The sequence below is a fragment of the Rhodococcus sp. IEGM 1318 genome (assembly GCF_033142465.1).
Classification (GTDB): Bacteria; Actinomycetota; Actinomycetes; order Mycobacteriales; family Mycobacteriaceae; genus Rhodococcus_F; species Rhodococcus_F qingshengii_B.
This window is the reverse complement of sequence record NZ_JAWLSC010000023.1, coordinates 22154-44039: the sequence shown is the minus strand read 5'-3', so window position 1 is coordinate 44039 and position 21886 is coordinate 22154. Positions and strand designations below refer to the sequence as shown.

25 protein-coding genes and 2 pseudogenes are annotated in these 21886 nt (G+C 64.7%); 18 read left to right on the top strand and 9 right to left on the bottom strand.

Annotated features, from left to right (window positions below):
* The 4 genes and pseudogenes from R4P65_RS31130 to R4P65_RS31115 form a co-directional block, all read right to left on the bottom strand.
* Positions 1-116 (bottom strand): annotated as a pseudogene (locus R4P65_RS31130) (heat-shock protein HtpX); the annotation flags it as partial.
* A 43-nt stretch (positions 117-159) separates the two neighbouring features.
* Positions 160-816 carry an arsenate reductase ArsC gene (locus R4P65_RS31125; RefSeq protein WP_411742612.1) on the bottom strand — a complete coding sequence of 219 codons (657 nt, stop codon included), beginning with the start codon at positions 814-816 and terminating at the stop codon, positions 160-162.
* 60 nt (positions 817-876) lie between these two features.
* A pseudogene (gene arsB, locus R4P65_RS31120) lies at positions 877-1938 on the bottom strand (ACR3 family arsenite efflux transporter); the annotation flags it as partial.
* The gene (locus tag R4P65_RS31115) at positions 1935-2321 is read right to left on the bottom strand and encodes a metalloregulator ArsR/SmtB family transcription factor (RefSeq protein WP_317829396.1); all 387 of its coding nucleotides are present in this window, start codon (positions 2319-2321) and stop codon (positions 1935-1937) included. The gene R4P65_RS31115 and the pseudogene arsB, both read right to left, overlap by 4 nt.
* A 189-nt stretch (positions 2322-2510) precedes the next feature.
* Between R4P65_RS31115 and R4P65_RS31110 the strand changes: the two genes are divergently transcribed.
* The 5 genes from R4P65_RS31110 to R4P65_RS31090 all read left to right on the top strand — a co-directional run bounded on the left by R4P65_RS31110 (position 2511) and on the right by R4P65_RS31090 (position 5431).
* Positions 2511-2915 (top strand): hypothetical protein, encoded by a 405-nt coding sequence (locus tag R4P65_RS31110; protein ID WP_317829395.1) that lies wholly within the window; start codon positions 2511-2513, stop codon positions 2913-2915.
* A 379-nt stretch (positions 2916-3294) separates the two neighbouring features.
* Positions 3295-4041 (top strand): flavodoxin family protein, encoded by a 747-nt coding sequence (locus tag R4P65_RS31105; protein ID WP_317829394.1) that lies wholly within the window; start codon positions 3295-3297, stop codon positions 4039-4041.
* Between the two features lie 106 nt (positions 4042-4147).
* Positions 4148-4711, top strand: a complete 564-nt coding sequence (locus R4P65_RS31100) for a redoxin domain-containing protein (protein WP_317829393.1) — start codon at positions 4148-4150, stop codon at positions 4709-4711.
* An 82-nt stretch (positions 4712-4793) separates the two neighbouring features.
* The gene (locus tag R4P65_RS31095; protein WP_317829392.1) at positions 4794-5141 is read left to right on the top strand and encodes a glutaredoxin family protein; all 348 of its coding nucleotides are present in this window, start codon (positions 4794-4796) and stop codon (positions 5139-5141) included.
* 5 nt (positions 5142-5146) lie between these two features.
* A complete protein-coding gene (locus R4P65_RS31090) occupies positions 5147-5431 on the top strand; it encodes a DUF427 domain-containing protein (protein ID WP_317829399.1) in 285 nt (94 codons plus the stop codon).
* On the opposite strand, the gene R4P65_RS31085 is transcribed toward R4P65_RS31090, so the two are convergent.
* On the bottom strand, positions 5363-6046 hold the full coding sequence (locus tag R4P65_RS31085) for a class I SAM-dependent methyltransferase (RefSeq protein WP_317829391.1): 684 nt from the start codon (positions 6044-6046) through the stop codon (positions 5363-5365). The genes R4P65_RS31090 and R4P65_RS31085 overlap by 69 nt on opposite strands.
* 128 nt (positions 6047-6174) lie before the next feature.
* On the opposite strand from R4P65_RS31085, the gene R4P65_RS31080 reads away from it, so the two are divergent.
* The 4 genes from R4P65_RS31080 to R4P65_RS31065 all read left to right on the top strand — a co-directional run bounded on the left by R4P65_RS31080 (position 6175) and on the right by R4P65_RS31065 (position 9157).
* Positions 6175-6741: an RNA polymerase sigma factor gene (locus R4P65_RS31080; RefSeq protein ID WP_317829390.1), complete on the top strand. Its 567-nt coding sequence runs from the start codon at positions 6175-6177 to the stop codon at positions 6739-6741.
* Positions 6738-7025, top strand: a complete 288-nt coding sequence (locus tag R4P65_RS31075; RefSeq protein WP_317829389.1) for a zf-HC2 domain-containing protein — start codon at positions 6738-6740, stop codon at positions 7023-7025. The genes R4P65_RS31080 and R4P65_RS31075 overlap by 4 nt, the downstream gene beginning before the upstream one ends.
* Positions 7012-8475, top strand: coding sequence for a dihydrolipoyl dehydrogenase family protein (locus R4P65_RS31070; RefSeq protein ID WP_317829388.1), 1464 nt, complete (start codon positions 7012-7014; stop codon positions 8473-8475). Before R4P65_RS31075 ends, R4P65_RS31070 begins: the two co-directional genes overlap by 14 nt.
* Before the next feature lie 115 nt (positions 8476-8590).
* Positions 8591-9157: a hypothetical protein gene (locus R4P65_RS31065; RefSeq protein WP_317829387.1), complete on the top strand. Its 567-nt coding sequence runs from the start codon at positions 8591-8593 to the stop codon at positions 9155-9157.
* A 74-nt stretch (positions 9158-9231) separates the two neighbouring features.
* On the opposite strand, the gene R4P65_RS31060 is transcribed toward R4P65_RS31065, so the two are convergent.
* Both R4P65_RS31060 and R4P65_RS31055 read right to left on the bottom strand, forming a co-directional pair.
* Positions 9232-9849, bottom strand: coding sequence for a CDP-alcohol phosphatidyltransferase family protein (locus tag R4P65_RS31060; RefSeq protein WP_317829386.1), 618 nt, complete (start codon positions 9847-9849; stop codon positions 9232-9234).
* Positions 9846-10613, bottom strand: a complete 768-nt coding sequence (locus R4P65_RS31055; protein WP_317829385.1) for a TVP38/TMEM64 family protein — start codon at positions 10611-10613, stop codon at positions 9846-9848. Before R4P65_RS31055 ends, R4P65_RS31060 begins: the two co-directional genes overlap by 4 nt.
* Before the next feature lie 157 nt (positions 10614-10770).
* On the opposite strand from R4P65_RS31055, the gene R4P65_RS31050 reads away from it, so the two are divergent.
* The 4 genes from R4P65_RS31050 to R4P65_RS31035 are packed head-to-tail and all read left to right on the top strand — an operon-like array spanning position 10771 to position 14652.
* Positions 10771-12000: an ABC transporter substrate-binding protein gene (locus R4P65_RS31050; protein WP_317829384.1), complete on the top strand. Its 1230-nt coding sequence runs from the start codon at positions 10771-10773 to the stop codon at positions 11998-12000.
* Positions 11997-12836 carry an ABC transporter permease gene (locus tag R4P65_RS31045; protein WP_317829383.1) on the top strand — a complete coding sequence of 280 codons (840 nt, stop codon included), beginning with the start codon at positions 11997-11999 and terminating at the stop codon, positions 12834-12836. Before R4P65_RS31050 ends, R4P65_RS31045 begins: the two co-directional genes overlap by 4 nt.
* On the top strand, positions 12833-13621 hold the full coding sequence (locus R4P65_RS31040; RefSeq protein WP_317829382.1) for an ABC transporter permease: 789 nt from the start codon (positions 12833-12835) through the stop codon (positions 13619-13621). Before R4P65_RS31045 ends, R4P65_RS31040 begins: the two co-directional genes overlap by 4 nt.
* Entirely contained in the window at positions 13618-14652 is a 1035-nt protein-coding gene (locus R4P65_RS31035) for an ABC transporter ATP-binding protein (protein WP_317829381.1), read from the top strand. The genes R4P65_RS31040 and R4P65_RS31035 overlap by 4 nt, the downstream gene beginning before the upstream one ends.
* Here the strand turns inward: R4P65_RS31035 and R4P65_RS31030 are convergent.
* A complete protein-coding gene (locus R4P65_RS31030) occupies positions 14642-16129 on the bottom strand; it encodes a radical SAM domain-containing protein (protein ID WP_317829380.1) in 1488 nt (495 codons plus the stop codon). The genes R4P65_RS31035 and R4P65_RS31030 overlap by 11 nt on opposite strands.
* Before the next feature lie 173 nt (positions 16130-16302).
* Between R4P65_RS31030 and R4P65_RS31025 the strand changes: the two genes are divergently transcribed.
* From R4P65_RS31025 to R4P65_RS31015, 3 genes are all read left to right on the top strand, one after another.
* The gene (locus tag R4P65_RS31025) at positions 16303-16851 is read left to right on the top strand and encodes a carboxymuconolactone decarboxylase family protein (RefSeq protein WP_317829379.1); all 549 of its coding nucleotides are present in this window, start codon (positions 16303-16305) and stop codon (positions 16849-16851) included.
* Positions 16852-16951: 100 nt separating this feature from the next.
* Positions 16952-17599 (top strand): haloacid dehalogenase type II, encoded by a 648-nt coding sequence (locus tag R4P65_RS31020; protein ID WP_317829378.1) that lies wholly within the window; start codon positions 16952-16954, stop codon positions 17597-17599.
* On the top strand, positions 17557-18276 hold the full coding sequence (locus R4P65_RS31015) for a hypothetical protein (RefSeq protein ID WP_317829377.1): 720 nt from the start codon (positions 17557-17559) through the stop codon (positions 18274-18276). The genes R4P65_RS31020 and R4P65_RS31015 overlap by 43 nt, the downstream gene beginning before the upstream one ends.
* Positions 18277-18294: 18 nt before the next feature.
* Here the strand turns inward: R4P65_RS31015 and R4P65_RS31010 are convergent, their stop codons facing one another.
* Positions 18295-19179, bottom strand: coding sequence for a metalloregulator ArsR/SmtB family transcription factor (locus R4P65_RS31010; protein ID WP_317829376.1), 885 nt, complete (start codon positions 19177-19179; stop codon positions 18295-18297).
* 99 nt (positions 19180-19278) lie between these two features.
* Between R4P65_RS31010 and R4P65_RS31005 the strand changes: the two genes are divergently transcribed.
* Positions 19279-20631, top strand: coding sequence for an NAD(P)-binding protein (locus R4P65_RS31005; RefSeq protein WP_317829375.1), 1353 nt, complete (start codon positions 19279-19281; stop codon positions 20629-20631).
* Between the two features lie 10 nt (positions 20632-20641).
* The gene (locus R4P65_RS31000) at positions 20642-21880 is read left to right on the top strand and encodes an MFS transporter (RefSeq protein WP_317829374.1); all 1239 of its coding nucleotides are present in this window, start codon (positions 20642-20644) and stop codon (positions 21878-21880) included.
* Positions 21881-21886: the final 6 nt, after the last annotated feature.

Below are 21886 nucleotides of genomic sequence, written 5' to 3'. Positions count from 1 at the left end.
GACCCAGCGGAACGGACCTCGATGGTGTCACCCGCGAGATGACTCAGGAAACCGGCAGCCATCTGCGATCGGCCGGCGTTGTGGACACAGACGAACAGGACGCTGGGCTTGTCGGACATGAAGATTAAAGTTCCCTTCGAAGACGGAAGTAAAGGTCGGTCAGACGGCGACGGGTGTGGTCAGTTCGGTGAGCAGTGCGATCACCCTCGCATCGAGGTCGTCGCGGATTGCCCGCACCACCTCGAGGGGTTGGCCGTCCGGGTCGTCGAGAGCCCAGTCGAGGTACCGCTTCCCTGGGTAGACGACGCGCGCGTCGCCGCAGCCCATCGAGACGACGCAGTCCGCTGCGGCGACCACGTCATCGGTGAGCGGTTTCGGGAACTCGTCGGCCAGGTCGATCCCGATCTCGGCCATCGCCGCGGTGACGGCGGGGTTGATCTCGTGGACCGGCGCGGATCCTGCCGAGCGCACATGAACGCGGCCGCGGGCGTGGTGATCGAGCAGTGCCGCCGCCATCTGCGACCGCCCGGCGTTGTGGACGCACACGAACAGAACTTCGGGCACGCCCTTGGCGAGTGCTCCGCTGGACTGGCCCAGTGCGGTGAGGCGGTCGGCGGCGAACCGCGCTGCGAGCAAGGTGAGATGGGTGTGGATCTTCGCGGTGCGGCGCAGCGCCGTGTAGGACTCGAAGACGTAGCGTTCGACGGTTTGCGGGGAGAAGACGCCGATGTATTTTGCTGCCAGGTCGTGCGCGGTGCGCGAGAGAACGGCTTGTGGGGCGAGGAGATCGGGCTGGGCACGGTGCTCGTTCATCATGACTCCCGAAGAGTTGTAGGTGACCTACGTAGCGGTAGGTGCGGGTGAAATCTCTTTGACGGCAAAGCGTTTACGCAGAGCAAGGGAGACGTACACCAGACCAACGAGCACCGGCACCTCGATCAACGGGCCGACAACACCAGCCAAGGCTTGCCCCGAGGTGGCGCCATAAGTAGCGATGGCTACGGCGATCGCGAGTTCGAAGTTGTTACCCGCAGCGGTGAACGCGAGGGTCGTGGTGCGTTCGTAGCCCAATCCGATTGCGGCACCGAGGATGTAGCCACCGCCCCACATGAGCGCGAAGTACACCAGCAGAGGCAACGCGATCCGGACGACATCCCATGGCTGGGAGGTGATCTGTTCGCCCTGCATCGAGAAGAGCACGACGATGGTGAACAGCAGACCGTAGAGCGCCCAGGGACTGATCGTGGGGATGAACGTGTTGTCGTACCAGTCGCGGCCTTTGGCGCGTTCACCGAAGAAACGGGACAAAAAACCTGCCAGCAACGGGATACCGAGGAAGATCAGGACCGATTTCGCGATCTGCCAAGGCGAAGTGTCGATAGTGGTCTGTTCGAGGCCGAGCCACCCGGGCAGGACCGAGAGGTAGAACCAACCGAGCACCGCGAACATGATCACCTGGAACACCGAGTTGATGGCGACCAGCACCGCGGCGGCTTCGCGGTCTCCGCAGGCCAGGTCGTTCCAGATGATTACCATCGCGATGCAGCGAGCGAGACCGACGATGATCAAACCGGTTCGGTATTCCGGCAGGTCAGGCAGAAACAGCCAGGCGAGGGCGAACATCAGCGCCGGGCCGAGAACCCAGTTCAGGAACAGGGAGCCGGCGAGGAGTTTCTTGTCCCCGGTGACTGTGTCGAGGCGGTCGTAGCGGACCTTCGCCAACACCGGGTACATCATGATCAGCAGGCCGAGGGCGATCGGCAGGGAGATGCCGTCGATCTGCACCTTCTCCAGGGCAGTGTTCACACCGGGGATCCAGCGTCCAACCAGCAGGCCGACGACCATGGCCACGCCGATCCAGACCGCCAGATAGCGGTCGAGGGTGGAGAGTTTTCCGACGACTGCGGGGTGTCCGGTGGTGGCAGCGGTGTTGCTCATGCGGTGACCTCTGAGCACGCGTCCGCGACACTCACGCTCGTACCTTCAACCAGTAGAACGGCGGAAAGCTGTTGCAGCGCAGCCGGAATCACCCAGTAGTACACCCAGGTCCCGCGTCGTTCACAGTCAAGCAGCCCGGCCTGACGCAACACCTTGAGATGATGCGAGATCGTCGGCTGAGACAGATCGAACGTATCGGAGATGTCGCAGACGCAGGCCTCACCACCCTCGTGACTTGCCACCAAGCTCAGCAAGCGGAGACGAACCGGATCGCCGAGGGCTTTGAACATCCGAGACAAATCGCCGGCCCAATCCTCGGTCAGCGGTTCACGGACGAGCGGGGTGCAGCAAGCCTCGGACTCCGGTGGCTCTTGATTCGACATTCTTCGATATTGACAGATATCGAATCAATGCGCAACCGGCCGGAGATGAACATCCGCTGTCAGTTTCAGAAGTGGGCGTCACGCCTTCCTGGGGTTTTACCTCCGATTGCAGTGGTCTTCTGACATTCTGAGTGCAGAAGTGGATGGACTGCACAATCGATCACCTGGGTCGGGTGTTCGGAGGCTGCAATGGATGCGGAGAAGTTCGACGTCGTCGAGGCTGGTGTCTTGACCGCGTCGGCCGAGCAGTGGGAGCCGGCACGGTCACGATTCACAGTGCTCAACGAGCTGATGAATCGATCCGCGATCGGTACCTCCGCGGTCGAGGATGCAACGGTGCACCTGAGTGGCAACGCGTCGGTACACCAGCTCCCAGACAAGCAGGTCAAGTCTGCGATGTCGGTGTATGCAGAGGCTGCGCTGGTCGGGGAGCCACTCGATTCCAGCTACCACCAACGCGGAATCGACGCCCGCAAGAACGCCCACACCACCCTGACCGAAGCCCTCTCGATCCTCGATGACGTCGAGGATCGAGCCGACCGACTCCTGGCTGATCTCCTGGGGCTCGTAGGGACCGAGCCGACCGTCGATTGAACCGGGTATCGATTCCCGCGCGGTACTCATAGCCCGCTCTTTTTCAGATACGCGGGAGAGGGGTCGGGTCCGACACACAACAGAAGATACTCATTGGGGGTATACGAAATTCGGCGAGGGGCGACATGATGTCCTGATACTTGCGGTTTCGCGGGAGAATCGACTGTGCGAAGATTCTCGGCTTCGGTTGGCCCTACGTGTATGCGATCTGCCGGTAGTCAGGACAGCGGCGACCACCTCGTGGGGTCGGTCATCGTTCACTGCCTGTGCCCCTCGACCATGTCGATCTTCGGGAAGCAATCGTCGTGGCCGGCGGGTTCCCAGGGGTAGTAGCACGATGAATCGTCGAGCCGAGTCCGCGAACCCACAGGAGCTGCACATGCCGTCGACCCCTTCTTTCGATCCGACAGAGCCGCCGTCCGCGCTCGAATTCACCGGGCTGCATGCCGTGTTCGTGAACTGCACCCTCAAACGCTCACCGGAGCAGAGCCACACCCAAGGGCTCGCGGACATCAGTAGCGCGCTGATGAAGAGCCACGGGGTGGAGGTCGATCACATCAGAGCGGTCGATCACGACATCGCCACCGGGGTGTACCCGGACATGACCGAGCATGGCTGGTCTACCGACGAGTGGCCGGCACTCCACGAGCGCGTCATGGCGGCCGACATACTGGTGCTCGTCGGCCCCATCTGGCTCGGGGACAACAGTTCGGTCATGAAGAAGGTCATCGAACGCCTCTACGCAGGCTCCGCGGAGCTCAACGACGCCGGCCAATATGCATACTACGGACGCGTCGGTGGCTGCTTGATCACCGGGAACGAGGACGGTATCAAGCATTGCGCCATGAACATCCTTTACAGCCTGCAACATCTCGGGTACCTGATCCCGCCGCAGGCAGACGCCGGATGGGTCGGAGCGGCGGGCCCCGGACCGTCGTATCTAGACGCAGGATCGGGCGGGCCGGAGAACGATTTCACCACGCGCAACACCACATTCATGACCTACAACCTGCTTCACGCCGCCGCTATGCTCCGCCGCGCCGGAGGCTTCCCCGCCTACGGCAACCAGAGGTCGAAATGGGACGCCGGTTCCCGATTCGGGGTGGCCAACCCGGAATACCGATGAGCACATACCGAGGTGGTTGCGGTGATGGTCGCCTTCACCGCACCCGCTTCGAGCGAGACTGCGGTCGACGAACCCTGGATACCCAACACATCGAAACGAGGATGGCATGAAGCAGCTCACCGCAGTCGGTGATCGCATCGCCTCGATTGCCCTGCAGAACGTCGACGGAGAGCGGGTCGATCTCGACGCGCTACTCGCCACGCCGATCGTCGTACCCCTGGTCCGGTACTACGGATGTATGCCGTGCCGAGCATTCCTACACGAACTCGAGGGTATGAGAGGAGACATCGAGGCCGCCGGTGCCCACGTCGTCGGTGTGGGCGGTGCCGCGGACTATCAGGCCCGAGACCTGATGGACAACGGAGTCGGGTTTTCGCTGCTCCTCGATCCGCAGCATGTCCTCTACCAGGCAGTGGACATCCATCGAATTCACTGGGCGATGATGCTCGACCCCCGTACCTGGTGGAAATACTTGTCGGCGATCCGCCATGCGCGGCAGGGCCGCATCACAGACCACCCACTGCAGGCACCGGGACTGGTGATCATCGATACCGACCGCACAGTGCAGATGCTGTACCGAGGCCGCACCCTCGGCGACTACCCGCAGCCGGCAGATGTGTTGATCGAAGTGCAGCGCCTGACCCGGCGACCCGGCAGAGGCGGCCAGTGACCGGTAATGGCTGGCACGCAGTGGAATGGACGCGCCGGCTCGGCGGGTTTGCGGGAACACAGCAACAAGATCAGGAGTCTGTATGAGTTCATCAACGTTCGTCGACGGTATCGAGGTCATGTGGCGACCGGGGTGCCCGTTCTGCATGAAGCTGCGCGGCGCACTACGCAGACGCGGCATCGACACCACCGAGATCGACATCTGGTCCGAACCCGAGGGCGCGGCGCGCGTTCGGGCAGCGACGGGCGGCGACGAAACCGTTCCGACGGTGTTCATCGGCTCCCGAGCCCTCGTCAATCCGAGTGTGAAGCAGGTCGTCGCCGCGGTCGAGAGCGAACTTCCGGAGCGTGTGGCGGATCTGATCCCGGACACGCAGAACATGGGGACGCGGAGCACGCTGTCAGGGCTGTGGAAGCGGGTGTGGTCGTGAGCAGCATGTCGGCGTGGGTGGGGGAACACAAAATCGCCGAATCCAATGACATCGTGACGGTCGAGGGAAACGCCTACTTTCCGTTGTCCGCGGTACGCGAGGGCGTTCTGACATCGACGGCGTCGAAATCTCTGTGCTGGTGGAAAGGGATGGCCAGCTATTTCGATGTGACGGTCGATGGCGCAACGCTGAAGAATGCGGCCTTCGAGTACCGGCGTCCGTCACCGCTGGCGCGGCGGATCAAGGGCCGCGTCGCGTTCTGGAACGGAGTCACCGTCTCGGCCGACTGACCCGACGCGGATCTGAATGTGGCCGCCGCGCACGGACGCCGATCTCACTCGAGCCAGTCGCTGCGGCATATCCGACCATGGATGTGCTTCGATGTCGGATCTGCCGAGCCTGCAGGCCAGGCGAGCGAGTGGGGTCCACACCGCCGCAGCACCGGTGGGTGTGCGCATGTCCACGACGGCGATCTGTCCGCCGGGCCGCGTCGCCGAGATCATCGTCAACAACGCCGTCTGCCAGGTCGGCATCAGAGACAGGGCGTACGTGGCGATCGCGGCGTCGAATCGCTGGTGAGGTGTCAGCGCGGCAGGGTTCACAGCGGTGGCGTCGGCCTCGATCAATGTCACGTTGGACCAGCCTGCGGAGTCGGCTCGTTGCCGGGCCTGCGCGAGCATCTGGGCGCTGGCGTCGACTCCGGTGATACTGCCCCGCGGTCCGATCTGTCGTTGCAGCAGAGGGAAGTTCAGTCCGGTACCGCAGCCCATGTCGAGGACGTGGCTGCCCGGAGCGAGGTCGAGCAATGAGATCGCCGTCGATCGCCCGGCGCCGTAGACGGGCCACTCGAAGGAGATCAGGTCGTACAGGCGCGCCGAGACGGTGTACGGGGTCGGCTTCTTCATCTGTGATGTCCATTCGACGGTCGGGGTTGCGGTGCCGCTAGCGTCTGATCGGGCACGCGAGTGCAATTGAGAAAAAATTGATTCCCATCGTGGGAACACGGCGGGTGAGTCGAAGGGTTCCCATCAGCGTGCACCAACCCGAACCAGTCGATGTGACCGAGGCGCAGGCGCGTGGCTTCCGTCGGTACGTCGAGCCGGAGATCGAGGTGCTCTTACGGGTGGCGTCCACCCTGACCGGCCCCTCCGATGCCGAGGACCTGGTCCAAGAGACCCTGGTTCGCGCCTGGCGCAGCGTCGACAGGTTCGACGGGCGACACCCGAGGGCGTGGCTGCTGACCATTCTGCGCAACACGAACATGAACATGCATCGCCGTCGTCGGCCGGGCACCGTCGCCGACATCGCCGACTTGGGCGTGGTCCGGCCTGCTTTCGGGGCCGATCTGCCAGGAACGGAGGAGGAGGTGATGTCCTCGTTCCTGTCGGACGATCTGGAGCGGGCCGTGCAGGCGTTGGATCCGAAATTTCGTACCGTCCTGCTGTTGATCGACGTCGACCAGCTCACCTACAGCGAAGCCTCGCAGGTCCTCGGCATTCCCGTCGGAACCGTCATGTCCAGGTTGAGTCGCGCGCGAGCGCGGATCCGACGCCACCTTCGCCCCTCGTTCGTCGCCGCCACCAGGAAAGGACGCTCATGATCAAGGCTGCACGGATGATGCTGACGTGCCACTGGTCGGCGCGCCGCATACAGCGCTACCTCGATGCCGATCCCTCCGCACCACTCGAACCCCAGGACATTCGACGCCTCGAAGCGCACCTGGCCGTGTGCGAGAAGTGCCGCGGTGCCGAGCAGGAACTGCGGCAGATCAACGCCGCACTGTCCAGGTGGACGGTGCGCACCATGCCCGACCCAAACAGCGTCGAGCACGTCCAAGAATTTCTCGATCGACTGACAGGCGGAACTACCCATGACGGAACCTGATCCTTTGTACGACGAGTGGCCCCAGCGAGTCGATGTCGTCGTAGTCGGAGGCGGTACCGCAGGCATCGTCGCGGCCAAGACCGCGGCCCGGTTCGGCGTCGATGTCGTACTGATCGAACGTGAACGAACCGGCGGCGACTGCCTGTGGACGGGGTGTGTTCCGTCGAAGGCGCTGATCGCGGCTGCGTCGGCCGCTGCTTCCGCCCGGTACTCGCACCGATTCGGTGTCGACTCGGGTACGCCCCGGGTCGATTTCCCGCGGGTAATGGAGCACGTGCACGGCTCGATCGCGCACATCGCGCCGATCGATTCCCCGGAAGCCCTGACCGCAGACGGAGTCATCGTCGTACACGGTGACGCGGTGTTCACCGGACCGAACAGCCTCACCGTGAATTCGCGTCCCCTGCATTTCGGGCAGGCGATTCTCGCGACCGGCGCCCGCCCCTCCGTGCCGCCGATCGACGGTCTGGGTTCCGTCGACTACCTCACCAGCGACACCCTGTGGAATCTGAAATCGCTGCCAGAGCGCCTCCTCGTCATCGGTGCCGGCACGATCGGCTGCGAGATGGCCCAGGCATTCGCCCGTCTCGGCTCGAACGTCACTCTCGTGGGACGGGCCGCCACGATCCTTCCGAAGGAGGACGACACTGCGTCGTCAGTGGTCGATGCGGCTCTTCGCGAGGACGGGGTGACCGTTCTGACGTCGACCTCGATCGTCGAGATCGGTGCCGATTCAGCACGCACCGATTCCGGACTCAGGGTTGAATTCGATCAGGTACTCATCGCTGTAGGTCGCACGCCGCGCACTGATTCACTGGGCCTCGATGCCGCGGACGTGGACGTCGACGAACGTGGATACGTCGTCGTCGACGATCATCTCGCGACCAGCAATCCGCACATTCGGGCCGCGGGTGATCTGACCGGTCACCCGCAATTCACTCACACCGCCGGGATGCACGGATCTCTCGCGGCGAGCAACGCCGTCCTCGGGTTGCCTCGTAGCATCGACAAGACGGGTGCCCCGCGGGTGACGTTCACCGATCCCGAGATCGCCAGTGTCGGAATCGATATCAAGGCCGCCAGACGTATTGCGGGCTTGCGGTTGCAGACACTGCAGCACGAGTATGTCGACCGCGCCGTCACCGAAGGCGAGACCGGCGGTTCCACCACACTGGTGCTCGACCGCAAGCACCGCATCGTCGGTGCGTGCGTGGTGGGACCGAGAGCGGGCGAAACCATCGGCGAACTGGTACTCGCCGTCAAACTCGGTGTGCGCACACGGGACGTCGCGGGCGCCTCACACCCGTACCCGACGTACAACGACGGGCCGTGGAACGCAGCGATCGCGGACGTTCGCACGCAACTCGACTCACCCCTGGCTGCCCGCGCGTTCGGCACCCTCGCACAGGTCCGGACGGCCTGGGTGCGACGGCGACAGGCGAAAGCCTGAACTACCCGGTGGCACGGGGTTTCACCCGGATATTGCGGAAGAAAGGGACGAGGTCGGCGGGTTTCCTGTCCAGAGGGTCGCACGGCCCCCCGCCACCGCAACGGAAGTAGACCTCATGTCCACAACTTCAGGCACCACGAGTGCCAAGACGGCATTGTCCCGGACGATTGTGATGGGTGCTGTCGCAGGGTTGATCGGTTCGCTCGCCATGGCCATGTTCGCGATGATCGCGGCCTTGACGTACCAGGGAACCGGATTCTTCACTCCGCTCTACCACATCGCATCGGTGTTCATCGATCCCTCGACCATGATGACCTCGATGCAGCAGGCCATGGGCGGTGGGTCGTTTTCCTTCTCGTTCGGATCCGCGCTGGTCGGCGTAGTCGTGCACATGATGGTCGGCGTGATGTACGGAATCGTCTTCGCATTCATTGTCAAGGCCATCAAGGTGCGTGGACCGATGCTCCTGCTGGCAGGCGTGATCTACGGGGCCATCGTCTTCGTGGTGAGTGCATGGGTGGGGCTGCCGATCGCCGCATCTATCTTTTCCAGTGGCGACCAGATTGCCGACATGGCAACGATGGTCGGATACAGCACCTTCGCTGCCGAGCACCTGCTGTTCGGACTGGTGGCGGCAGCTGTTCTCGTCGGGGCGGGTTCACGCGCCGCGGCGCGCCACTGATTCAGAACGGAACGCTGAGTCTCTTTGTCCTGGTGCGCTTCTCGCGTATCAGGACAAGGTGCGCTTCAGGCCTGTCAGGACAGCGCTCGGTAGCCGGCGATGATTCGTTGACCGGAACTGATCGCCACCACGGCCGCCCACGCTACGGCGACCTGCGAGGAGATGCCCGGTAAGAGTAGCCAGAGACTGTGTACTGCAATGGTTTCTGCGCCCTCGGCCAGGCCGCCGAGAAACGATAGTGAGCGGCCGTCGTCGATGCGGCGGCCACTGCGTTCGGCGATGGAGGAGAACGCGAGGAACGCGGTGCCGTTGATGTAGTAGGCGAGCAGGACCAGCAGGAACGGCCACCAGGGCGCGTCGAACTGAGCCGAGGCACCGACCGCGACGCCCACCACGGTCGTGCCGTAGACCACGAAATCAGCGGTGATGTCGAAGAATCCGCCGGCTCCCGCGTCGCCCGCCGTGGCTCGTCGTCGCGCGAGCGGTCCGTCGAGACCGTCGGCGACGCGCGAGAGAATCCACAACACCAACGCGAGCCACCACAGCTGCAGACCGGCCGCCAGGGCACTGCCGAGTCCGAGGACCAGCCCGGCGGCGGTGATGCGGTCCGGAGTGATGACGGGGTGATCGATCGCACGGGCGCAGCGGTCCAGCGGGCCGTCCAATCGTCGACGCAGGTAGGCGTCGATCATCGAGCCTCGCCCGGTACCGGTTCTGAATCAGGTGCTTTCTCTGTGGTGAGGCCCAGCTTTTTGGCCACTAGAGCCGACCCGGCCGCGATCGCCAGGACCGCGAGGAGTGCGATGGCGAACGGCCACGACAGCGGCGAGGTCCCGTAGGCCCCGAGTGCGGTGTAGGCGACGGTTCCGGGCACGATCCCCACCATAGTGCCCAGCACATAGTCGCGCTGACCTACCGCGCTGACGCCGGCGGCGTAGTTGACCAGGGAGAACGGGAGCGGCACCAACCGCACGAGCAGCACCGATATGAGTCCGCGTCGGCCGAGTAGGGCGTCGAGTCGGCGGAGTTTGCCCCATTCGGATCGGGCGACCTGACCGCGGCCCAGCTTGCGGGCCATCCAGTACGCCAGATAGGCACCGACCGTGGCGGCGACCACCACCACGGAGGCGCCCACCGGGAGCCCGAACAGCAGCCCGGAGGCGATGGTCAGTGTGCTGGCGGGAAACGGGGTCGAGGACAGCACTGCGTAGAGGACGATGAATCCTGTGATGCCCCACCACCCGGCGTCGGAGACCTGCGACCGGATCGATTCCGGGTCGGGTAGATCGACGGTATTTGCCACGATCACCACCGCGACAACGACCGCGGCGATAGCCGACCCCTTGACCACCGTCCGGACGCTGGGTCGGCCTGTGCGCCCGGCACCGCTGGGTGGAACGGGGGTGTCGGGGCCTGTGCCTACTTCACCGGTGAGATCCTGGTCCTGCTGAGCCATCGGTCCCTCTCGAGCTTCGAAACGAGTTTTTCTCTCGGAACGGGAAGGCCTCGAACCCCTCGGTGTGTTCCCGTATTGCCGGATTCGCCCTAGTGCGGTGCATCGAATGTGCCGTTGATGCACTCACACCTTGCCAGGAGGCTTTACGTTGACTTCGTTGTCTGTACGTTCCGCGGTGGCCATCGCCGCGAGTGCGGGGCTGTTGCTCACCGCCTGCGCCGCCCCGGACTCGCGAGGCCCCGTCGCCGAGGCGCTGCCCTGGAGCGAGATCGAAGAACAAGCCAAGGGTCAGACCGTCTCGCTGTGGATGTACGGCGGCGACGAACAAGGCAACGCCTACGTCGACGACGTCCTCACCCCTGCCGCCGCCGAAGAAGGCGTCACCCTGCGCCGAGTACCGGTGGAAGACACCACCGACGCCGTCAACCGCATCCTCTCCGAACGCCAAGCCGGGGTCACCGACGGCGAGGTCGACCTCGTCTGGGTCAACGGGGCCAACTTCGGCACCGGAAAACAAGCCGGAGCCTGGCTCTGCGGCTGGACGCAGAACCTACCGAACATGGACTTGACCGACCCCGAGGACCCGCTGCTCCTCGACGACTTCGGCACCCCCGTCGACAACTGCGAAGCCCCGTGGTTCAAAGCCCAATTCACCCTGGTCTACAATGCGGACGCGATCCCGAACCCGCCGACCACCTTCGAAGGCGTCCTCGACTGGGCCCGAGACAACCCCGGCCGCTTCACCTACCCCGCACCCCCGGACTTCACCGGCTCGGTGTTCCTCCGCGAAGCCCTCCTCAGCACTGCCGGCGGCGTTGACGAGGTCCCGGCCACGTTCGATCAGGAGTCCTACGACGAACTCGCCCCCGCCTTATTCGAACGGCTCAACGAGCTCGAGCCCTCACTGTGGCGTGAGGGCGCAACGTACCCACAGTCCTCCTCCGAACTCAACGACCTCTACGCCGGAGGCCAAGTCGACATGACCATGACCTACGGGCCCGCGACCCTCCCACAACTCGTCGCCGACGGCACCTACCCGCCGCAGACCCGCGTCCTGACTCTCGACGAGGGAACCGTGGGGAACGCGAGTTTCCTGGCCATCCCGTCGACGTCGGGGCAGTCCGCCGCAGCTCAGGTGGTCGCGAATCTCGCGCTCTCCCCGCAGCAACAACTCGCGACCTCGACCACCGATGTGTGGGGACAGTTCACCGTCCTCGACCTCGACCGCGTTCCCGCCGATGTCCGGGCCCGTTTCGAGGACTTGACGCCCTCCGACGTCGTTCCCTCCTACGAAAAACTTTCCGCCAACGCCCACCCCGAACTCTCCGCTGACTGGGTCACCCCACTCGACGAGGGATGGCGACGAAACGTGCTCGCCGGGCAGTGAGCGCAGCGACGAAGAGTTGGCGCTCCACGGTCGGGGTGCTGCCCGCTGTTCTGCTGGTCGCCGTGGTTGTCGGTGGCGGTCTCGGGACCGTCGTGTTGCAGAGCCTGGGGTTGATGCCGCTGGTGGGGACTCCGGGACTGTCGGTCGACGCGTATTCCGCTCTGGGCGATGACCTCTGGCGCTCGGTGGCTCTGACGCTCTCGATCGCGGTGGTCTCGACTGCGCTGGCCGCGGTGATCGGTCTCGCGGTCGCGTTGACGGCACTGTCGGGTCGACGGACGGCATTGGTCGCCGCGGGACTGACAGTGACGGTGCCCCACCTCATCGGTGCGGCCGCGATGGCGTTGTTGCTCGCGGACTCGGGGATGCTGGCGCGAGTTCTCGGCGCGACCGACGGCGGATGGCTGCAGATCGTCGGCGGTCCGTGGTGGATCGCGGTGGTGCTCGAGTACGCCTGGAAGGAATCGGCATTCGTTGCCGTGGTCGTCGGCGGGACGCTGGCCACCCGGGTCGCGGCCTACGACGAGAGCGCCGCGACTCTCGGTGCCGGCCGGTGGGCGCGGCTGCGTCTGGTCACGCTGCCGCTGGCTCGGCCCGCGTTGATCGCGTCGTCGGCGATCGCCTTCGCGTACACCGTCGGATCCTACGAGGTGGCCCGAATTCTGGGACGGCCGTTCCCGGAGCCGTTGTCGGTGATGGCGATTCGACTGTTCACCTCCATCGACCTCGCCACGCGTCCGCAGGCTGCCGCAGCTGCGACGATCGCCGTGGCTCTCACCATTGCCGTGGCAGGCGTCGCACTGCATTTCCTGCGGAGATCGGCGGTCTGGAGATGAACAAGGCGGAAGTGAACAAGGTTCTTCCCGTCTTCGGCAGAGCAGTGTTGGTGCTGTGGTTTCTGCTGCCGCTCGTTCCCATCGTCCTGTGGGCCATGAGCAATCGCTGGTCGTTCCCGGGCACCCTGCCGCAGGAATGGGGATTGGGCGGGGTCCGCAGCGCGCTCGCGGCCGGTGGTGTCGACGCGTTCGTCCGCTCGACCTCGCTGGCTCTGGCGGTCGCCGCCATCGCAACCCCGTTGGGTGCGATGGCTGCTCGCTCCCTGGTGCGCGGCGATGTGCACATTCCCGGGGTGATCGCTGGCCTGCTGTTCGCGCCGATCGCCCTGCCGCCGTTCGCGGTGGCGCTCGGCCTGGACGTGCTGGTGCTGCGTTCTCGCATTCCCAGCACGATCGCGGTGATCGCGCTGCTCACGGTCGCGGCCATCCCGTACACCACCTATCTGATGCGGGTGGCGTTCGGCGCGTACGACATCGGCTACGAGGAGGAGGCCCGGGCCCTCGGGGCGTCGACGGCGATGATCGTGCGTCGTATCCGCATTCCGTTGCTGGCCCCGGCGCTGGCGGGCGCGGCGTTGCTGGCCTTTCTGGTGGCGTGGAGCGACTACGTGATCACTCTGTTGATCGGAGGAGGCAGACTGGTCACCGTGCCGATCCTCGTTGCCTCGTTCGCCTCGGGCACCGGAAACGATGCGGTGGTGGCCGTGCTGTCGGTCGCGGCCATCGTGCCCCCGCTTCTGTTGGTGATCATGCTCGCCCGGCTGAGGGGCAGGGTCGGGCGATGAGTGTCGAGCTGTCCGTCAGCAGACTCAGCAAGAGCCATGCCGGTCAATCGGTTGCGGCCCTGGACTCGTTGGATCTCACGGTGCCGCCGGGCTCGTGCACCGCGATTCTCGGGCCCTCGGGCTCGGGTAAGAGCACCGCGCTGCGCCTCATCGCGGGTCTCGATTCACCGTCCGCGGGCTCGGTGATGATCGATGGGGTGGACGTCACCGGCACGGCTGCGGAGGAACGCGGAGTCGGGATGGTCTTCCAGCGTCCGATGTTGTTCCCGCACATGTCCGTTCTCGACAACATCGGCTTCTCCTATCGGGCGGCGGGAGACAGTCGCAAGCGTTCACGTGAGCGGGCCCGCGAATACCTCGAGCTGGTTCATCTCGGCGATATGAGTGACCGGGCCGTATCCGAGGTGTCCGGTGGGCAGGCTCAGCGGGTGGCGCTGGCGCGTTCGCTCGCTCGTTCGCCGCGGGTGTTGTTGTTGGACGAGCCGTTCAGTGCTTTGGATCCCGTGCTGCGAGCCGAGATGCATGACCTGGTTCGCGAGCTGCGCGCGTCTCTGGATCAGACGCTGTTGCTCGTCACCCACGATCAGCAGGAAGCGGCCGCGCTGGCCGATTCGGTGGCCGTGCTCATCGACGGGCGATTGGAGCATCACTCCGACATCGCAACTGCCTACACGCGTCCGAGCACGCTGGCGGTATCGCGTTTGATGGGCGGGGTCAACGAGGTCGAGGGGCAGTGGGACGGGGCGAGGGTGCATCGCTCCGAGCTGGGTGAGTTGGAGGTAGACGGTGTGTCCGGCGTGCCAGCCGGAACCGCAGTGCTGCTGCTCCGGCACGAACTGATCCAGCTGGGCGAGGACGGTGTTCGCGGGGTGATCACTGCGCTGCGACCCACGGGATTTCGCAGCATCGCCGACGTCAGCTTCGGATCGACTGTGGTGAAGGTGGAACTCGCGGCGGGGTCGTCGGTGCGAATAGGAGATACCGCAGGATTGAATATTCCACTCCAGTCGAGATATGTGGTCAGGAGATGACCGGGCCTGGCTGACAACATCTCGGTGAGCGCGACCCTGCCGGCGTCAAAGGCAGAAGCGTCCGCAGTTGCTTGTTCTCGTCCGGATCGAGGACCGAATGCTGCACACACGCGGGGACGAGTTCGCCGGTCTCCGGATGCGCCATCGAGTACGTGCACGCCGCCAGTCTCTCCTGCGTTTCCAGCAGGACAGGGTCCGACGCAGTATGACCGGAGACCATCATCTCCCACGCGGGTGCAACATTCTCGGCGTCCATGAATCGGTGGACGACGAAGGTCATCGGGCGCACCTGCCGGCGAGCAAACGCGACCGAAAGCCGACCGAGGCCGCCGCATCGTCGTACGGCGCTGTGGGCCCACCGAACCGCTACGCCGGCACCCCGCGGATAGCCGACAAATACGCGCAGCAGTTTGAGGACCAGCACCGCCGGACGGGTTCCGCCGAAATTCATCCCACCCAGATGGGTGAAGAACCGGTCTCTCGCTTCGAGCTCCGCCGACTTCGAGACATCGACGAACGGGTACCACGTACGACCGACCATGAACCCCAGTGCCGTCCTGTTACAGCGCGGATCACCGAACTGAATCGCATCGTGCGAAATCGCCTGTCCCATACCGTTTTCGATGTTCACCCACACGGTGTCGATGTCGATCTCTCGGTAATCTCCACGCCAGCGCCTGTCGTCGCCTACGAAGGCCGCCGGCTGGAACGAGAGCATCGAGTAGCCGTCCATGGCGACCACGGTGGCGGCGACCTCGGCCACGTCATCGATGTTGTCCGGGGTGACTGTCATGTTGTGCGCGAGATACGAGCTCACCCCGTGCTCACGCTCGAGACGCGCGAACATCTCGGCGAACCGGCGACGATACGGATGCAGCTCTGCCTCCGACCGGGCCCGCGGAATTCCGCGTCGACCGCGCATGAGCTTGTCGAAATGCACTGCGTACGAGACACGGTCGAATCGGCGACGGCCGTTCCCTCCGACGACGACCGCCTGGAGGTAGTCGTAGTCGAAGTCGCCGTGTGTGAACGACATCGGCTCGCGTCCGTGCTCCCGCATGACCGTCAGTGCGGCCGCGTGATCGTCGGAGGCGAGCAAACTGACCTCTCCGCCGATCAGCTGGGCGTGTGCCCTCGGTCCACGACGGGCGGCGAAATACTGCATCTGGGCGGCGACTTCGCGCAGCGTGTGCTCGCCGTCGATGCGAACCTTGTTCGCATCCGCGCTGTGATAGCACGGAGTGCACGTGAAGTTACACTTCGGGAAAACCCCATGGGTGCCTTCGCATCCGACGGCATGGCGACCGAGGGTCTGCGATGGCGTTCGCACACCCGCGGGCAGAGCATTCCATCTCTCGCGCAGCGCTGCCCGCGTTCGAGGGTCCACCGGACGAGTGCCGAATTCTATTCGGCCGGCAATCGAGCGAGCTGTCGACCACACACGTCCGGACCGTTTCCTGACAGCTGAAAATTCCATGTACTCGAGTATGCACACTTCGTTCAACCACTGAAGTGCTCGCCGAACGGGAGTTCAGGAGCCGATTCGGACCACGGAAACAGCCGGACGCTCACGGGAATACCCCGATGCAGCCAGCGGGTTCCCATTCACGATCGACCACTGTTTCTCTATCAGCTCCAGGAGATTTTGTTATGCCCCGCATTCCCGTCCACACGATCGATGATGCTCCCGCCGACAGCGTCGCTGCGCTGCAGAAGATCGCGAAGCAGACAGGCAAAGTACTCAACATTCACGCCGAGATGGCCCACTCACCGGTGGTGATGGCCGCGTACGCCGGAATCGGTGATGCGATCGCGCAACACGGAAGCTTCGATGCTCGGACCCGGGAAGCGATCGCGCTCGCGGTAGGGGCAGTGAACTCGTGCGACTACTGCCAGTCCGCACACACCATCTCGGCCACGCGTGCCGGACTGACACAAGAGCAGACCCTCGCGATCCGCAGCGGTTCAGTAATCGACGACCCCGCACTCGACACGATGCTCGCCGTAGTCCGCGACGCCGCCGCCAACGCAGGTTCGGTCGAGGACACGACGTGGACGGCCGCACTCGACGCCGGATGGACCGCCACCGAACTCACCGAAGCGTTCGCTCACCTCGCGGCGAACTTGTTCACCAACTACTTCAACCACTACGTCGGCACCGAACTCGACGTCCTCGCCGCACCGCAACTTCGTTCGTAAGCACCGAGGGCTTAGCCGTCGGTACGGTCGAGGCGACGCGGCAGTTGCACGCGCGCCGCTCGTCCGGCCGGCCCGGACCTGACTTGTGGAGGTAAGGAACGTGACTGTCGTGCCACCCGACTTGGGGGCCGAGGACATAGGCGCGCCCCCATTCCGCCGCCCGCAGATCATCGTGTTCGACGTCAACGAAACTCTGTCCGACATGACCTCGATGTCGGCTGGGTTCGCCGACGTCGGAGCACCCACACAGATGTCCTCGCTGTGGTTCGCAGGCCTTCTTCGTGACGGCTTCGCCCTGGGTGCGGCGGGCACGGCGGCCACGTTTTCGGACATCGGATCCGGGCTACTGCGGGTCATGCTCGACGAGGTCGCACTCGATCGACCTCTCGACAATGCGATCGAGCACATCATGAACGGGTTCGCAGGTCTCGACGTGCACCCCGATGTGAACGTCGGTGTCGAGACGCTGTCGACCCTCGGGATTCGGTTGATCACCCTCAGCAACGGCTCCACCGGCGTAGCCGAAACACTGCTCACCTCGGCCGGGGTGCGCAGCCACTTCGAGACGCTGCTGTCCGTCGACGCGGCCGGTGCATGGAAACCTTCCCACCACTCATACGAATACGCACTCGACACGTGCGGTGTCGATCCCAGCGATGCCATGCTCGTGGCTGTCCATCCCTGGGATTCGAGCGGATCGGCACCGTGCCCTTCGAGTTCGACATCAGCGCAGATGGCGTGTGGATGACACAGCGCCTGCCACCGGAGGAAGTCGTGGAATCAGCTGCAGCTCGGGTACGGCCCCTGCTCCTCAAGGAAGAAGACGCGCATTTCCAGCACACTTTGACCGCGCTGGGATGGATGCTGCGTGGCAACGATCGCGCCGATGTCGCACAGGTTCTTGCCGGGCTCACACAGGGGTGGGCGGAATTCGATCCGAGGGGCCGCGGAACCCTTGCCTACGCGGTGCAGACCGGACGCGTGGATGAAGAAGAGGTCTCGCCGATGATCTCGGACAATGTCCTCGCATTCGCCTGGATCTACGGCGATGTCGTACACGGCGACTCCGGACGCCTCGCCGAGACGGAGCAGCACGGCGTACGCGAGCGCTACCGCGCAGCAGCACCCCTCGTCTGCAGACTGATCATGCAAACCACCGCCACACTCCATGTCATCGAGCGGCTCATCGGCCTGGGCTTACTGACGCTGCCTGATGAGCTTTTCGAACGGGAAGTCGTCGTCACGGATTCCGAGTTTCGGGAACAAGGGCAAGTACACATGGCTCCTGTTGGAACGAAAGTTCCGGAATCGCTGAATGGTGACCTCGGTCCCGAGTGGCGGCGCCTGACAATTCCCGCACCCGGAGAACCCGCCGAATCGATGTTCGGGGTCGACCACAGCACCGATACACCAACCCAGAAATGAGCACAGCCGCCAGGGAACTCAGGTTGGATCAGCCACTGATCGCCGTTCGAGCAGGACTGTGTCGCGCCAGATACCGTCGAGTTGAGCGATCTTTTCCCGGATCCCGATGGTGCGAAAACCTGCCGAGTGATGCAGGGAGACGGAGGCGCGGTTTTCGGGGAAGATCGACGTCTGCAGGGTCCAGAGTCCGTCTGCGTCGGCTGCCATGACTTGCTTGCGTAGCAACGCTTTTCCGACACCCCGTCCGCGCATCCCGTCGGCGACATAGACGGAGTTCTCGGCGACTCCGCGGTAGCAGTCCCGCCCGGACACCGAACTCAGGGCAGCCCAGCCGACGACGACATCGTCGATGGTGGCGACCCAGCGGTGATTCGGTAGCCACTGCGCATCGAGGTACTCCCGGCTGGGGACTTCGGTGGTGAAAGTGGCGTTGCGCGTGGCGATGCCTTCGCCGTAGATCCGCAGAACGGCGTCCCAGTCGTCATCGGACATGGTCCGGACGGTGACGTCGTCGGGAAGGTCGCTCGGGCAGCACGGCCGCGGGGCGAGCACTCCCATCACGATGTCGGCGGCCTGCGGCAACGCGACGCAGCACGTCGGATTCATCGCGACAACGGTGCTGGTCCCCTCTTTGCGCAGGCTGACGAATCCCACGTCGGCGAGCTTGCGCACATGGTGGGAGACCGTGGGCTGCCCGATCCCCAACGCCTCGGCGAGAGCCCCGATCGTGATCCCGCCAGCTGCGCTCGCGACGCGATGCAGCAGCCGCACCCGCATCGGTTCGGCCAGGCACGCGAACCACTGCGCGTAGGTCACGGCGTCAGCTTGCTCGAGCACATTCGAGTCGACCGCACCTGGGTCCGAATCGCCGACGCGCACCGTCGGGGTCTGCAGCGATGTCATGCACACACTATATCGACCTTCATCGATGGTTGCATTCATCGACCGATGTCGATACAGTTCGAATTAAAGATCGATTGTTGTCGATGAAAGGAATTTGTGATGAGCGAACTACCCGTTGTCGTGATCGGAGCCGGACCGATCGGCCTCGCCGCCGCCGCGCAACTGTGCGAACGAGGACTCACGCCGCTGGTGTTCGAGCGAGGCGCCGTCGCCGGTGCGGCGATCGCCGAATGGAATCATGTCCGGCTCTTCTCCCGCTGGTCAGAGCTGGTCGACCCGGCTGCCCGTCTCCTCCTCGAGCAGAACGGGTGGAGCGCCCCCGACGGGGATGCGTATCCGACCGGACAGCAGTGGCGGCAGCTCTACCTCGAACCCCTCGCCGCTGCCCTCGGTGATGCCGTGCAGTTTGGTACCGAGGTGATCGGTGTCGCCCGACGTGGCCGCGACCTGGTCGTCGACGCCGGCCGCGATACCGAACCTCTCTCCATTCACCTGCGCCGCGCCGATGGCAGTGAGGACCGCGTCTTCGCTCAGGCAGTCGTCGATGCGTCCGGCACTTGGGGCACCCCGAACCCGCTCGGTGGGGAAGGACTGCCCGCCCTCGGCGAGAGGGCTGCCGGATCCGCGATCACCTACCGTGTGCCTGATCTCGACGACGAGGCGGTCCGTGCTCGGTTCGCTGGCAAGCACACTGTCATCGCAGGTAGCGGCCATTCCGCATTGACCGCGATCGTCGCGCTAGCCGGCCTCGAGGCAGAAGCCCCGGGAACCCGCATCACGTGGGCGGTTCGCCGCGGCGCTATCGGTTCCGCGTTCGGCGGCGGCGAATCGGACGAGCTGCCCGCCCGCGGCGCCCTCGGACTACGCGCGAAGAAGGCCGTCGACGACGGACTTCTCACCGTGATCACCGGTTTCCGCACCGCAGCCGTCGAATCCGCCGACAAGGGTCAGCTCGCACTGGTGTCCGATGCCGGCACCCGGATCGAGAACGTCGACAACGTCGTCACCTTGACCGGATTCCGCCCCGACCTGTCCTGGCTCTCGGAAATCCGACTGGGCCTCGACCCCGTCCTGCAGGCACCGACGCAGCTGGCACCGCTGATCGACCCGAACGTCCACTCCTGCGGCACCGTGTATCCGCACGGCGCGAAAGAACTTCGCCACCCCGAACCCGGCGTGTACCTGGCGGGAATGAAGAGCTACGGCCGTGCGCCGACGTTCCTAGCGATGACCGGGTACGAGCAGGTTCGCAGCATCGCCGCAGAACTTGCCGGTGACCACGAGGCTGCTGCTCGGGTGGAGTTGATCCTCCCGGAAACCGGAGTCTGCGGCGGCGCAGGTGTTTTCGATGAACCCGACACCGCGGAATCCGAGGGTGGTTGCTGCGCAGCACCCGCTCCGGAGCTGATCTCGCTGTCCAGCCCCTCCGGTAGTTCCAACTCCTGCGGATAAGGCACAGCCGATGACGACCATCGAGGATCCGCCGCAGCGCCCCGTCAGCCTCGACCCGTCGGGGCTGCGGCGGGTCCTGGTGGCGCTGTGTCTGACCGAAATCACCAGCTGGGGAATCCTGTACTACGCGTTTCCTGTTCTGTCGGTAGCCATTTCCCGCGATACCGGGTGGTCGACCTCGGTGATTGTGGCGGCGTTCTCAGTCAGCCAACTCGTCGCCGCCGTCGTCGGCATCCCTGTCGGACGGATCCTCGATCGCCACGGGCCCCGCTGGATCATGACCGCCGGATCCGTCCTCGCTGTACCCGCACTGGTGCTCATCGCGACAGCTCACACCCTCCCTCTGTTTTTCGCAGGGTGGGTGTTCGCCGGAATCGCGATGGGCGCGGTGCTGTATCCACCGGCCTTCGCCGCCCTGACCCGCTGGTACGGCGACAACTACGTCAAAGCACTGATGATTCTCACCCTCGCCGCGGGTCTGGCCAGTACCGTTTTCGCGCCACTGTCTGTCGCTCTGGCCGATCGATTCGATTGGCGCACAACCTACCTGGTCCTCGCCGTCATACTGGCTGTGATCACCATCCCCGGACACATCTGGGGTTTGCGTGGCGGGTGGCCCGACCCCATCCGCCTGCCCCACGCGCAGCCCGGCGACTACCACCGCACCTCCCGCAGCATCCCATTCCTTGCTCTGCTCGTCGCCCTCGCTGCAGCCGCTTTCGCCGCATCCGCCGGCGTCTTCAACCTCGTACCGCTACTGATCGAACGCGGTTTCAGTCCCAGCCTCGCCGCACTCACGCTCGGGCTGGGCGGCGCCGGCCAGGTCATCGGCCGCATCTTCTACCTACCGCTCGCAGCGAAGACCAGTGTCCGCGTGCGCACGGTATCGGTCATCGTCGTTGCCGGTCTGAGCACCGCGTGGTTAGGTCTGGCGAGCTCGGCGGCGACGTTGATCGGCATCGCCGTCGGCGCCGGACTGGTCCGCGGCATCTTCACCCTGATCCAGGCCACCGCCATCACCGACCGCTGGGGCGGCGAACACTACGGGCGCCTCAACGGGCTGATGTCCGCACCGATCGTCATCGTCATGGCGTTGGCTCCGTGGGCCGGTACCGTGCTTTCCACCTGGACCGGGAGCTACGCCCGCGCGTATCTCGTCCTTGGAGCGATCGCACTGGTCGGCGCTGTGATCAGCGCAGCAACCGTCCCCGCCCTCCGCGCCACCACAACGATTCCGATCACTTCCTGACCGAAA